Source organism: Gluconobacter vitians, from assembly GCF_015244565.1.
In the GTDB taxonomy this organism is placed as follows: Bacteria; Pseudomonadota; Alphaproteobacteria; order Acetobacterales; family Acetobacteraceae; genus Gluconobacter; species Gluconobacter vitians.
Genome location: NZ_JABCQG010000037.1, coordinates 1 through 11,789, shown reverse-complemented (window position 1 = coordinate 11,789; position 11,789 = coordinate 1). Strand labels below are relative to the sequence as shown.

The 11,789-nt window shown below is 52.4% G+C and carries 12 protein-coding genes; 8 read left to right on the top strand and 4 right to left on the bottom strand.

All coding sequences use genetic code 11. The features are described from left to right. A partial coding sequence (locus HKD24_RS14395) for a glycosyltransferase family 4 protein (protein ID WP_228124461.1) occupies positions 1-775 on the top strand: 775 nt, incomplete at its 5' end. A 334-nt stretch (positions 776-1,109) separates the two neighbouring features. Here HKD24_RS14395 and HKD24_RS14390 read toward each other — a convergent pair. Beyond that, the gene (locus tag HKD24_RS14390; RefSeq protein WP_003618791.1) at positions 1,110-1,508 is read right to left on the bottom strand and encodes a MerR family transcriptional regulator; all 399 of its coding nucleotides are present in this window, start codon (positions 1,506-1,508) and stop codon (positions 1,110-1,112) included. A 73-nt stretch (positions 1,509-1,581) separates the two neighbouring features. Here HKD24_RS14390 and HKD24_RS14385 point away from each other — a divergent pair, with 73 nt between their 5' ends. The 4 genes from HKD24_RS14385 to HKD24_RS14370 are packed head-to-tail and all read left to right on the top strand — an operon-like array spanning position 1,582 to position 7,832. Further along, on the top strand, positions 1,582-2,232 hold the full coding sequence (locus tag HKD24_RS14385; protein WP_194260874.1) for a cation transporter: 651 nt from the start codon (positions 1,582-1,584) through the stop codon (positions 2,230-2,232). Further along, on the top strand, positions 2,225-3,667 hold the full coding sequence (locus tag HKD24_RS14380) for a TolC family protein (protein WP_194260873.1): 1,443 nt from the start codon (positions 2,225-2,227) through the stop codon (positions 3,665-3,667). Before HKD24_RS14385 ends, HKD24_RS14380 begins: the two co-directional genes overlap by 8 nt. Then, positions 3,664-4,698, top strand: coding sequence for an efflux RND transporter periplasmic adaptor subunit (locus HKD24_RS14375; protein WP_003618801.1), 1,035 nt, complete (start codon positions 3,664-3,666; stop codon positions 4,696-4,698). Before HKD24_RS14380 ends, HKD24_RS14375 begins: the two co-directional genes overlap by 4 nt. Next, positions 4,698-7,832: an efflux RND transporter permease subunit gene (locus HKD24_RS14370; RefSeq protein ID WP_194260872.1), complete on the top strand. Its 3,135-nt coding sequence runs from the start codon at positions 4,698-4,700 to the stop codon at positions 7,830-7,832. Before HKD24_RS14375 ends, HKD24_RS14370 begins: the two co-directional genes overlap by 1 nt. Before the next feature lie 26 nt (positions 7,833-7,858). Here the strand turns inward: HKD24_RS14370 and HKD24_RS14365 are convergent, their stop codons facing one another. Continuing rightward, positions 7,859-8,056, bottom strand: coding sequence for a hypothetical protein (locus HKD24_RS14365; protein ID WP_010516885.1), 198 nt, complete (start codon positions 8,054-8,056; stop codon positions 7,859-7,861). A gap of 460 nt (positions 8,057-8,516) precedes the next feature. On the opposite strand from HKD24_RS14365, the gene HKD24_RS14360 reads away from it, so the two are divergent. Then, a complete protein-coding gene (locus tag HKD24_RS14360; RefSeq protein ID WP_194260871.1) occupies positions 8,517-8,891 on the top strand; it encodes a hypothetical protein in 375 nt (124 codons plus the stop codon). A gap of 251 nt (positions 8,892-9,142) precedes the next feature. Next, positions 9,143-9,900, top strand: a protein-coding gene (locus tag HKD24_RS14355; RefSeq protein WP_141914866.1) for an IS5 family transposase whose coding sequence is annotated in 2 segments (ribosomal slippage) — positions 9,143-9,464 and positions 9,464-9,900 — 759 coding nt in all. Because the reading frame shifts where the segments join, the coding sequence is not laid out codon by codon here. A gap of 20 nt (positions 9,901-9,920) precedes the next feature. Here HKD24_RS14355 and HKD24_RS14350 read toward each other — a convergent pair. Continuing rightward, the gene (locus HKD24_RS14350) at positions 9,921-10,250 is read right to left on the bottom strand and encodes a HigA family addiction module antitoxin (RefSeq protein WP_061928275.1); all 330 of its coding nucleotides are present in this window, start codon (positions 10,248-10,250) and stop codon (positions 9,921-9,923) included. Then, positions 10,240-10,530, bottom strand: a complete 291-nt coding sequence (locus HKD24_RS14345; RefSeq protein ID WP_194260870.1) for a type II toxin-antitoxin system RelE/ParE family toxin — start codon at positions 10,528-10,530, stop codon at positions 10,240-10,242. Before HKD24_RS14345 ends, HKD24_RS14350 begins: the two co-directional genes overlap by 11 nt. Before the next feature lie 651 nt (positions 10,531-11,181). On the opposite strand from HKD24_RS14345, the gene HKD24_RS14340 reads away from it, so the two are divergent. Then, positions 11,182-11,598, top strand: a complete 417-nt coding sequence (locus tag HKD24_RS14340; RefSeq protein WP_194260869.1) for a hypothetical protein — start codon at positions 11,182-11,184, stop codon at positions 11,596-11,598. The last annotated feature ends 191 nt before the right edge of the window (positions 11,599-11,789 follow it).

Sequence of the window (11,789 nt, the reverse complement as noted above, 5' to 3'; positions counted from 1 at the left end):
GCACCATATGAGAATTGCGCGGCAGGCGGCGGTTGAGGAACGGCCTGAACTGATGCCGAGGGCCCGTCAGCTCCGGGATGCAGAATACGCCGTCGCCCGTCAGACCGACGTTGTTCTGACTCATTCACCCGTGGAAGCGACCATCCTCCGGCGCGATGTGCCGGGCGTGGAAGTCCATGTCGTTCCCTGGGGTGTCGCGGTCCGGAAACAGGTACCGTCATTTGAAAAACGGAGCGGAGTTCTGTTCCTTGGTAATTTCTCTCACGCGCCAAACATCGACGCCGCGATCTGGCTCACTGAAGAGATCATGCCGCTTGTCTGGCGGCAGCGACCGGACATCGGTTGTACCATCGCGGGGGCGGACATGCCGGAACAGGTTCGTCGGCTCGCAGCGCCTGGGGTCGAGGTAGTCGGCCCCGTTTCTGACTGCGGGGCTCTGTTAGACAAAGTCCGTCTCAGCATTGCCCCGCTCCGCTTTGGGGCCGGCATCAAGGGAAAGGTTCTGGACAGTCTGGCCGCTGGCGTCCCGTGTGTAATAACGCCTGTCGCGACCGAAGGAATGGAACTGCCGCCCCCCCTCGCAGATGCGACCGGTGAGACAGCCGAGGCGCTGGCTGCGCTGACCGTCAAGCTCCATGAGGATATGGCTATGCATGCCAAAATGGACCATGCGGGGCGACGCTTCATTCGCAAACGCCACGATCAGGCAGTTGTGGCCGAGACCCTTGGAAGAGCACTCGGGAACCATATTGAGAAGCGGAAAGCTGGATCATAAAAATGCCAGTCAGACAGTCTTCCATGAACAGGGAAAGTTTGTCAGCGATGGGGGGGAGAGCCGCCGGTCTACTTTCGGGCCGCGGGAGAGGTAGCCGAACGTTCGTTCAAACGTCCTGAAGAATGTTGGTAGAAAGCCGGCGATGGGGGGGGAAGCCGAATGTCTGCTTCAGAACTGGCCTGATCATAAACTGCCACCATGGGAGCACGTATAGTCCTTGAATTTTCCATGAGGATTTTTCAGATTCTGACACGTGAGGATGAGGCCGTATAACTATTTCGGGTAATCTTCCGTCAAATGCAGAATCGACTGGCTGCGAAAAAAGTCAGGAGAACTAATTATCAAACGGAGAAAGTGCTTCAATAATTCGGCATTCTGAAATATTACCTCCCCCGCATGATTCTATCATCGTAGAAAGTTCATGGCGCAATGCGATGAGATCCGCAATTTTGCGCTCAATTTCTGCCATATGGTCACGAGCAATTCTATCAACTGTCTTACAATCCTGGGTTCCCTGATCCGTTAGGGATAATAGAGCTCTTACCTGGTCTAATGAAAAACCCAGATCCCGAGATCGACGAATAAAAGACAGTCTCGCGAGTGCCTCATCATCATAAGTGCGATAATTGCCATCGGTCCGCTGTGGCGGAGCCAGAAGACCGATCCGTTCGTAATAGCGGATCGTCTCGACTTTGGTATTCGTCGCCTTCCCCAAGGCACCAATCGATCGCATTCCCTGCCTCTTGACCCTGTAGTTGCTACAGGGAGCATACATTAAAACAGATGATTCGTCAGGGAGGCGCTGGATGGCAGGAGGATGCTGTGGTGGATGCACAGATACGCCGCTACCAATCAATAAATCATGGCGGAGAGCGCTCCTGATCGCGCTTTTTCTCAATGCCAGCATGTTTGCCGTTGAAGCTGGGGCTGGCGTGTCGGTTGGATCTGCATCCGTACAGGCGGACGCGATTGATTTCCTTGGCGACAGCGCCAACTACGCAATAAGCCTCAGTGTTGCCGGAATGGCATTGCGATGGCGAGCTGGCGCGGCCTTTCTGAAAGGCCTGACCCTGTTCGTGGCTGGGATATGGGTAATGGCCAATGCTGGGTGGATGGTAATGAACAGCAACCATCCGCCTCACCCAGACGCAATGGGCGGCATTGGTCTGCTTGCCCTCGCGGTCAATCTGGCCTGTGCCCTCATATTATGGACACACCGGAAAGGTGATGCCAACCGCCGTTCCGTATGGATCTGCTCTCGTAATGATGCGATCGGAAATGTTGCCGTTGTGCTGGCAGCTCTGGGCGTGTTTGGCACTCGTTCTGCGTGGCCGGATATTGCGGTAGCTGCCATCCTTGCGATGCTTGGTATTAGTGGAGGTGTGCAGATTATGCGACAATCGAGAGTAGAACTAACAGATAACAAATCAGATATATCACGACATATCAATGTATAAATCATATAATACTCTAGAATATATTAAGCAGGCAAGGAGACGCACACGCTATAATGCGGCATTCATTCTCCTGATTTTTCCCCTGCTCTGTGGCTGCACAAATAGTGGTCACTCACATATTTCGCCGGAATCAGATGTCCAGAAATTTTCCAGCCGTCAATTTACGGATGCCGGATTGCAAGAATTCATTACAAAAGTTCTCGGACCAAACGTATCGAGTCAGGAAAACGCATGGGGCATCACTCGCCTGACGCTTGCTACCTTGTATTTTCATCCCGATATCCTTGTAGCTAAAGCTGAACTGGAAACGGCTCGCGCTGGAATCAAGACAGCCGGTCAACTGCCCAATCCCAGTTTCACGGTGCTGGGTGGCCCATCGGCTCATTACGTCGGCTACGGCGCGTCAATACTGATCGAATTTTTCGGCAGGCGTTATCACCGTATCAAAGAAGCCAGATATCGGGCTGCCGTCGCGCAATGGGAAGTCATCAATACTGCATGGAAACTACGCAGCGACACGCGGTCTGCTCTTCTCGGCGTCTGGGCTGTATCCGGGCGCCTCAAGCTTGTGGAAGAGACTGCGGCAGCTAAACGCGAACTCTTTACCCTGGAACAGGCACGTTTTGATCAGGGGCGAGCATCCGCTCTCGAAATATCGCAGGTACGGACGGAAATGATCCATGCCGAGTTGTCTGTCAGTGATCTGCGGCGCGAGTATGCCGTCCGTAAGGCAGCTCTGGCAGGAGCAATCGGGGTTCCTGCCGAAGCACTTGATTCCATTGCTCTTGATACAAAAGCATTTGATGTCTGTCCCGACCTCATGGAATACCGCGATTCACAGGACATGAGATACCAAGCCGTAATGCAACGCGCGGATCTGCGGGAACTTCTTGCGTCTTATGACGCCGCCCGACAGGCTCTACGGGTCGAAGTTTCCCGACGCTATCCCGATGTCACCATCAGTCCCTCCTATAACTGGGATTTTTCAAATCGCTTTGAGGTAAATCCCTCTCTGCAAATTCCGATTTTCAATCAGAACGAAGGCCCCATAGCTGAAGCTGTTGGGCAGGAGCATGAGGCGGCGGCTCGTCTCCGGCGTGCAGAGAACACGGTGTTTAAGTCCATCTCGCAGGCTACGGCCAATTACCGCGGCACGACATCAATTCTGCTACAGGCGGATGAACTTGCCAAAACCGTACGGGTAAGGCTGAACCAGATGCAGCACCGCCTTCAGTCAGGCGCAATCGACCGACCAACGATGGTTATGACTCATATAGAGCAGATTCAAGCAGAGACCGCTCTTCTTGAAGCAGAAATTCAGCAACGGCAAGCCATAGGTCAGATCGAAGATGGCATGCAGCAGCCCATTTTTGATCACACCAGTGCCGCGCAGGTTTCCGGCCTGCTTGAAAATAACCAAAGGAACTCACCATGAAAGCGAGGGCCTTCTGGCTGCCTCTTGTAGGTCTTTCTGTCTTCCTAGTTCTAAACGTGGCGGACATTGCTATTGCAGATGATGATGATCCACCAGTTTCGGTTCTTGGCGCAGAGGCGACCGTGACGGTCTCCCCGGAAGCAGTTACGAAGAGTGGCATCGCTTCTGCACGACCCAGCATCGTGCCTTGGAGAAAGTTGGTTCCCGCCTATGGTTACGTTCTGAACGCAACACAACTTATCACTCTTGTTAGTGATTATGCTGACATGAAAGCGCGGCTGGAGAGCATGCAGGCACAGCAGACGCTTGCCCGTGCGAAACTCGATCGTGACAAAGGACTGTATCGCGACCGGCAGAATATCTCTCAGGAACAATTCCAGGAGACAACAGCCAGATTTCAGTCCAACTCAGCTATGGTAAAAGCAGAACAGGTCCGGGTGAATAACGCACTTAATATTATCAGACAGCAATTTGGTTCGGTCATATCTGACGCTACCGAAAAAAATACAATTTTCATTACACAGTTACTTCAACAACAAGTGGTCTTGGTCAAGGTGACCCTTCCACCAGATACGGATCTACCAACCCCACCAAGTCAGGCGGATGTGACCGATTATGGAAACACGGGTGGACACGGGACAATGCTCCACTATTTGTCTCCTGTAACCATGACCGATCCTGCTATTCAGGGGCGTAGCTTTTTCTATTTTGCGTCGGCTGAAAGTCAGCTTGTCGCGGGCATGAATGTTTCCGTTCTCCTGCCTACCGAAGAGGAACGTCCCGGTATCCGGATACCTGCATCAGCTATTATCTGGCTGCAAGGTAAGTCGTGGATATACCGTGATAACGGACACGGAAAATTTACACGCCTACCCCTTACGACCGACGTGCCGGACCGAGAAGGTGGCTACCTGATCCAAGATACTCCAGGACAAATCACACACGAAACGCAAATCGTCGTAGGGGGTACGCAATTACTTCTGTCTGAAGAATTCCGAGCTCAGCTTGAATCAGGAGGCGATGACGACTGATGACGGGACGTTCTTTCAGCCTTCAGGCAGCTATTATCGGGTTTTCGATCCGCTTCCGGGGCGTGGTTATCGCAACCGCATGTCTGTTGTTCTTCTATGGCCTGTATGGCTTGAGACATGCCAGCTATGATGTGTTTCCGGAATTCATTCCGCCACGGGTCACGATCCAGACCGAAGCCGCTGGTTTTACGCCGGAACAGGTCGAAACATTGGTTAGTCGCCCAATGGAAATTGCCCTGAGCGGCCTCCCGGGTATTCAGCGCGTGCAATCGACTTCGATTCAGGGACTGTCAGTCGTCAACGTCCTGTTTGCGACATCGACCGATATTTATCGCGCCCGGCAACTGGTCGGGGAACAAATGAATGTTGTTGCACAGCAATTGCCAGCCGGTGTTCATGCTCCGACTATGACGCCACTGACCTCATCCGCCGGTCTGGTACTGGTGATCGGTCTGACGTCGGAACAACAGTCCCTTATGCAGTTGCGCACGCTTGCTGACTGGTCATTAAGGCCGCGTCTGCTGGCGTTGCCTGGTGTGGCTGGAGTCAGCGTGTTTGGCGGGGAGCGTCGGTCACTCCAGATACAGGTACATCCAGACCAACTCATCTTGCATCATATCGGACTCGATGACGTCCTTGCGGCTGCCCAGGAAGCGACTGGCATACAGGGGGCCGGCTTTATTGATACCCCGAACCAAAGAGTCGTTCTTCAGTCTGACGGTCAGGCCCTGACGCCAGAAAGTCTGGCCCGCACTGTGATTGTCCGCTCTGATAATGGTGCTGTCACACTGGGCAGTATTGCCACTGTAACTGAAGCCCCTATTCCTGCCTTCGGCGCGGCCAGTATCGAGGGAAAGACAGGCATTGTAGTTAATATATGGGAACAGTACGGTGCCAATACAATGGCCGTGACCCGGGAAATCGAGGCGGCACTTACCGATTTCCGCCCGCAATTGCAGGGACAGGGGATTACATTGCATGCTGACCTGTTCCGACCCGCCAATTTCATTACGACCGCATTGGGGAATGCCACACAAGCATTGCTTCTGGGCGGTTTTCTGGTGGTTGTCGTAATCTTTCTTTTCCTTTTTGACCTGCGAACCGCTGCAATCTGTTGCGCCACCATACCTTTGGCTATTCTGATAGCCCTGTCGTTGCTGGAGACACTCGGGGTTACTTTGAATGCCATGACCCTGGGGGGGCTTGCTATCGCCATCGGCGAGGTCGTGGATGACGCCGTGATCGGGGTCGAAAATGTTACACGCCGATTGCGTGAAAACCGGCTTCTGGTCCAGCCCGCATCTACAGCGCGCGTCGTACTCGATGCATGCGTTGAAGTCCGCAGTGCAGTGGTTTACGCGACCTTTGCTGTCATTATCGTTTTCTTGCCTGTCATCGCCCTTCCCGGACTTTCGGGACGACTGTTTGCTCCACTGGCAACAGCTTATGTTCTTGCGGTCATGGCTTCTCTTGCCGCTGCTGTAACCGTTGTACCTGCACTCTGCGCATGGCTCTTGGCGACGCCTGGAGAAACCCGGAGAGAGCCCCCCCTGGCAGGATGGACCGCCAGAGCTTATGAACGTCTTCTGGCCAGATTAATGCGCCATCCCCGATTTGTTATAGGCGGGATGATCCTGACCACCTTGATAGGGTTTGCGGCCCTTCCATTCCTTGAAAGCGATTTCATTCCTGATTTCAAGGAAGGTCACCTTATCATTCATATGACGGCTGCTCCGGGGACTTCCCTGGAACAGTCTCTGAAATTAGGTAGACAGGTTACAGAAAAACTTCGTCAGCTTCCCGAAATCCGTTCGGTTGCTCAGAGAGTCGGACGCGCCTCGCTGGATGAGGACACGTATGGACCACATACCAGCGAGTTTGAGGTTGATTTGAATCAGGTGGATGGGAAGGCTTCTCGACAGATTGATGCCCGCGTTCGCAAAGCGCTTGACGGGTTCGTTGGGGCCAGTTTTTCTGTCAGTAGTTTTTTGACGATGCGCGTAAACGAAACCCTTTCTGGTTCGTCTTCGGCTGTGGCAATCAATATTATTGGCGATGATCTGGATGTATTGGATATCCAGGCAAATAATATTGTCCGCATGTTGCATCAGATACATGGCGCAACAGATGTCCGGATAGAAGCACCCCCTGGTGTTCCGGAACTTGCTATTCGGCTACGCCCTGCTGATCTGGAGCGCTGGGGGCTTCGGTCGGCGGATGTACTCCGATCCATCCATACAGCCTGGCAGGGTGAAACCGTGGGGCAGATATACGAGCGTTCTGCGGCTTTTAATGTTATGGTTCGTCTTGATGACGCAAGTCGTAATGATGTTGCGTCTGTCGGCTTCCTGCCACTGCATACTGTTCACGGAAACTACGTACCACTCCGCGCTGTCGCAGACATATATGAGACGAACGGTCGCTATCAGGTGTCACATCTGGGAGCACAGAGAACACAGACTGTCACCGCAAATGTTACAGGACGATCAGCTCAATCTTTCGTTCAGGACGCACGCACGGCTATAGCAAAAAATATCAAACTGCCTCTTGGAACCTACGTTCAGTTTACATCCGCAGCGGAAGCTGAATCACAATCACGCAAGGAACTGTTTATAAATTCCGGGCTCGCTGCCATAGCGGTCATGATTCTGCTCTCAATAATCACACAAGGATGGCGCAATCTCGCTCTGATACTCGTCAATCTTCCCTTCGCATTTGTCGGCGGCATTCTGGCAATCATTGTTTCCGGCACAACGCTAACTCTTGGGGCAACAGTCGGCTTCGTTACTCTATTCGGGATTACGCTTCGGAATTCGGTGATGATGATTTCGCATTTTGAGACTTTGGTCGAGCGGGAACATCTCACATGGGGAGTAACAACAGCGCTCCGGGGGGCCAGAGACCGCGTCGTCCCCGTACTCATGACATCGCTCGTTACGGCGCTTGGACTGGCGCCTCTGGCTGTTGATATGAATGCGCCTGGGCGGGAAATCGAAGGACCTATGGCAGCTGTCATTCTTGGAGGGCTCATGACATCAATGATACTTAACCTGTTTGTTTTGCCTATTCTTGCTGTCAAATTTGGTAGTTTTTCTGAAAACGAAACGGGAGTTCCGGAAACCTTGTTCAAGTGACAGGTATGGGCCACTGCTGCACAGAACTACTTGAAGATTATGTCCGATATGCCAATAGAACCCAGAATGAAAACTGCTTCCGTATCACGCTCGGCCACCATTCGGTCTGGCTCGACCTTCTGGTTGGGTTCGGAATTGCCTTCATGAATCTTGACGCTGTCCAGAAAATCTGGATTGCCGCCCGCACCGAACATCATCGTGTCAAGGCCGAAAACCGAAAGCATCGTTGCCCGATCCAAATGATTTATACTCCCTGCCCAGTGGCTTCGGGCGTGTCTTGCTACGGCCAACCTAAGCGCCTGTATTCTTGCTGGTTATTTCCCATAACGATCACCCCACTCTCGGCTCCAAGTGATAGCGGGGGACTGCGCGGACTATGTCCGTTATGCGAAAGGCGAGCCAACCCACTTTTATGTCCGACATGAGGCGGAAGCGGACCTGCTGTTTTCGCCTTCTTCTCGGACATACATGACGATGAATTGCTCTCCCCACAGAGGACAAAGTAACACGATATCTCGTGGACGAGTTGGGCCGGAAGCGGACCAGCCCGTTTTCGGGCAAAATGGGTAATTGCGGACATTAATGTGAAAAAGGGTGCCGGTCCCCTTTGTATTGGCTAATTCAATGCTAATCTTCTAGAAGAATAAAGCTATGAAAAATCAGTGCTAAAATGTGAGCGAACGCATGAAGTTGATTAAACAAAAGACAGAAACTGATTGCGGTGTGGCATGTGTGGCGATGTTAGCTGGGGTTTCATGGGCAAAAGCCAGAGATGCCTTAAATTTTAAAAAGAGCGATAAAAAATTTTATACCGACAAGGATAGCGTACGTAACGCTTTAACTCGTCTCGGTGTTATCACAGAAAAAAACTTTGTCGTATGCAAATACCCTGAAAGACTAACAAAGGACGCGTTGCTTCGTACCAATCTATTGGCCAACGGAAACTGGCATTGGGCTGTTTGGGATGCCAAAAGGCAAGAAATTCTTGACCCTTATTATAAGCGAACGCGCCCTCTGTCATGCCTAATTGTGCTAAGGCGGGAAAGGCGGCAAGTGTAAAGCGGACAACGCCCGGCTTCCCCGATTAGATGGCCAGTGTGCTCGTTTTACGCCTCTATATCTGTTTTTAGGCACTACACTGTCCGTTTAATTCTGTCTTGGACGCGGAACGGTCGCCACATATAGTCGAATGAGCGGCAGGAAACATGCCTGGACGTTCCAAACCAGACATTCAGCTTGCCCCCCCCTAGGCTCAGGACCCATTGATTTTTGTGGGGAATTTTGATTCAGGCTCTGTGAGGAGACTGAAGATGAGCGACCTGTTTTGGCTGACGGACGAACAAATGGGGCGTCTTCGGCCGTTCTTTCCCAAGAGCCACGGCAAACCTCGCGTTGATGACCGCCGAGTGTTGAGCGGGATCATTTTTGTGAACCGCAATGGGATGCGCTGGCGTGATGCGCCCCGGGAATACGGCCCCCACAAGACGCTCTACAACCGTTGGAAGCGTTGGAGCGACATGGGGATCTTTTCCCGGATGATGGACGGTCTGGCTGCCGGAAGGGCAGAGCCCCAGACGATTATGATTGATGCGACCTATCTCAAGGCGCACCGCACGGCTTCGAGCCTGCGGCTAAAAAAGGGGATCCAGGCCGCCTGATCGGTCGCACCAAAGGCGGTATGAATACCAAGCTCCATGCGGTCACCGATCAGAACGGACGACCGCTGAGCTTTTTCATGACGGCAGGGCAGATCAGCGATTATACCGGTGCCGCTGCCCTGCTGGACAGTCTGCCTGCAGCACAATGGATGCTGGGAGATCGAGGTTATGATGCTGACTGGTTCAGAGACGCCCTGGAAGAGAAAGGGATAAAGCCCTGCATTCCAGGACGGAAATCTCGCGGAAAACCAGTCAAATACGACAAGCGAAAATACAAAAGACGCAACCGCATCGAGATCATGTTCGGAAGGCTCAAGGACTGGCGGCGGATCGCAACACGCTATGACAGGTCTCCGACAGTCTTCTTCTCAGCCGTCTGCCTCGCCGCAACCATCATGTTCTGGTTATGAGTCCTGAACCTAAGCAGACCTTAAATAGTCCGTTGTTCAGTCCTGGAAGGTGCGACGAGATTGAAATGCTGGACGTTCAAATTGGCTTCATGCGCACGTGCCTGAGCCAGTTCGAATGCACTCTGCATACGCATCAAGGTATCGGCGCGTACTCCAAAGGCCTTCTCAAACCGAATGGCCATGTCAGCAGACAGGTTAGACCTTCCGTTTAGAAGAGCACTGATCGACTGACGCGAGACACCAAAATGTTCCGCAACGGTGTTTACCTTGATATTATAAGGCTCCAGTATTTCTGTCCTGATCCAGTCACCCACATGAACGGCCAGCGAGGCATGCATTTTAAGCGCCATGATAATCCTCCAGTGTCATATCGCAGAGGGAACCCTGCTCGTTCAGGCGAAACGTCAGACGCCAGTTTTTGGTGACCACCATTGACCAGGTGCCTGCGCGATCCCCCGTCAATGGGTGCAACCCATAATTTGGAGGAACAGCAAGTTCGTCTAACGACGCTGCTGCATCAATGAATGCCAACATCTTCCGAAGCCGGCTGACGTCGCCAACGAGACCTTTAGCATTACCTGTTTCGAAAAACCGGCGCAGGCCTTTGTGACTGATGCTGTCGATCTCCATGGATGTAACCTACAGCTTTACGTTCCCAATGTAAAGATATGCTTTACATAGTGGAATTTCTATTGCCTTGAACTTACCTAAGAGCCCCCTTCCCTACCTCATTTGAGACGACCGTTCTCAGTAAGTCTGACAAGGTAAAGTTATATCCGTTAATCCCTTTTATCGGACATAGGGCACGGGGCACAAAAAAGACCCGCAAAGGTCCGTTTCAGGCGTGTTCCACAGACGCCATGCAACGACAAAGTCTGCTCACGGAAAGACAGCCTGATCGTCTCTGGCCCTCTCTGCGATAGCCGTTTCAACTCACGCAGGTCTGTAACCATTTTGAGGCTCGCGGCTGACTTGGGGGGGTAAACGGAAGGTCTGCTTTGTGTAGGGCGGTCAGTTAAACCGGATATTCACATGGGTGACCCTCGCCGACGGCAAACAGCCCGGAGCCCCGCCGAAGATAGCAGAACGGACCTGCAGCGGGTCTCTTAGGACTTTGAAGAACGGATTAAGCCCAGCCTGAAACGGCAGGCTGTAATTGAGCCCTATGTTGCTTGTCTCAGGAACCGTGTAATCAAATCATGGGGACATGGCGTCGATCCTGATCGTCGCAGAAGGGATCGGCCGGTCGGGCGCGTATATTTTTCGGGATGAGTATATCAGATGCGTATTTTAAAAGGTTTGTTTTTACTGACATTACAGCTCGCATTTGGGGCCACAGCAGCTGTAGCCTCAGATACGACGACCTTCGTACCCTCGACATCATGTGCGACTTATCTGGACTACGCGAATAGAGACAAAGCATCTGTTAACGCGCCGGAAGCGCGAAACAGAGTGATCTCGGCAATGAAAATCATGCAACCGTATATGACGGAATTTGCTTCGCTTCATCTAGGACAAGAGGTCATGGGGCAGATTATGCGGAGCTTCTTTCTCAGGATGGAGCTTGAATGCCACAATCATCCTGATCAACTCTTGTCCCAAGTCATCCCGAAGGTTGGCAATGGCCTTGTTGATAACCTGAATGACGTTTTGGCCCATTCAGGAGTTAAGACGCATCTTTCCTATCCATCCTTCTGAGCGGACAGGCAGTACAGGGGGGAGAGCGGAATGTCGGCTTTGTGTGCCTAATTGTTTAGTCCCGTGTTTTGATGGGGTATTATTTTCACGCGAGTGGAAGGAAGCCTTATGGGACAGATACGTCATGGCAGCGCCACGACCACGCACGCCGTGCGAGCAGCAATACAGCGATCGCAGGCTTCGCTCGCGAC